General features: G+C 63.8%; 2 protein-coding genes. Both read right to left on the bottom strand.

The genetic code is table 11. From position 1 onward, the window contains the following. A partial coding sequence (locus E3O62_RS00010) for an IS3 family transposase (protein WP_134397115.1) occupies window positions 1-923 on the bottom strand: 923 nt, incomplete at its 3' end. A 35-nt stretch (window positions 924-958) separates the two neighbouring features. Beyond that, complete coding sequence (locus E3O62_RS00005; protein WP_166786378.1) at window positions 959-1396, bottom strand: transposase; 438 nt, start codon at window positions 1394-1396, stop codon at window positions 959-961. Between the last annotated feature and the right edge of the window lie 77 nt (window positions 1397-1473).

Here is a 1473-nt window from a genome sequence, read left to right as displayed (position 1 = left end):
CGGGGCAGGGTGGGTGGTTTGGGGCGGTGGTTGAAGCGTTCGGGGTGCGCGGTGGCGGTGCGGTCGAGTAGTTTGCGTCGGGCCGCGCTGATGCTGGTGGTGCGGCCGTGGTGGACGCTGTCGGGTGTGTGCCAGCCGATCCCGGAATGGCGGTGGTTCTGGTTGTATTCGCGGAAGAACCAGAGGCAGAATTCCTCGGCGGTGGTGAGGTCGGGGAAGGAGCCCGGGAACACTTCGTCGTATTTCAAAGTCTTGAAGAGTGCTTCGGAGAACGGGTTGTCGTTGGAGACTTTCGGGCGGGAGAAGGACTTCCCGATGCCGAGCTTTTCTAGGAGAACGGATACGGGTTGGCTGACCATCGCGGCCCCGTTGTCGGAGTGTAGATAGCCGGGTGCTTTCCCGTTCACGCTGACGGCAGTCTGGATCATGTCTTGGGCGAGGTCGCTGTCTTCGTAGTTCTCGATCCGCCAACCCACGGCCCGGCGGGACCAGATATCGATGATGACGTAGAGGTGGAACCACTGCCCGCGACGCGGTCCACGGACCTTCGTGATGTCCCAGGACCACACTTGGGAGGGTCCGTTGGCGACCAGTTCCGGGATCTTCTTGGGCGACCCCGTAGCCTGACGGCGGCGATCGCCGACCTGCCCGGCCGCGCGGGCGATCCGGTACCACGACGACTTCGACGCCACATAGTGGCCGTCGTCCCAGGACCGGTAGAAGGCCTGACACACTGACAAGCCGGCGTAGGGGGCAAGGTTGAGGGTCTCCAACACCGACGCCCGCTCCGACGCCGACAACGCCGCGGGCTGGTACCGATCGGCCTGCGGCATCGGCGCCCCCTTATCGGCCGCGGCGCGGCCGTGGCGGTAGAACGAGGCCCGCGAGTGACCCAGCAGACGGCAGGCCCGAACCACGGACATCCCGGTCCCGGCGAGGTCCGTGACGGCGCGAGACTTTATTCGTCCCGCCTCCGGCTCTGGAACGCCGGCGGGATCGACACTTGTTCGGGCAGTGAGGGCGCCTTGATCTGCGAGCTCTTGGCCAAAGCCGCCAAGAGCTCGGATGCTTTTCCCAGCACCTCCACCGCAGCTTCCGACTGGTCCAGCTGCGCCTTCAACCGCTCGTTCTCATCCTGCAGCCGCCGATAATCGGTACGTTCTTTCTTGCTCATCACGTACTTATTCTTCCGGGCATCCGACACGATCAACAGCCCCTCACGGCGCTGCTTGTCCCACACATTCACCGTGCTCGGCCTAATCCCGAGCTCGCGGCAGAACGCGGAACGCTGGCCGTGCTCGAGGAGCGCGTCCCACCGGGCCAGGATCGCCAACCGCTCGTTCGGGCTATACCGCTGATACTTCGATACTCGCTCGGGCAACTCTGAAATATCCAACTGAACTCTCAATTCCCCGCCTCAAGTGCGGCCTGTAGTGAAACACGAACTGTCTCACTACAGGCTGACACTCAGGG

The sequence above is a fragment of the Cryobacterium sp. TMT2-15-1 genome (assembly GCF_004402345.1).
Classification (GTDB): domain Bacteria; phylum Actinomycetota; class Actinomycetes; order Actinomycetales; family Microbacteriaceae; genus Cryobacterium; species Cryobacterium sandaracinum.
Note: the sequence above shows the minus strand (reverse complement) of the source record. Positions and strands in the feature narration are given on the sequence as shown.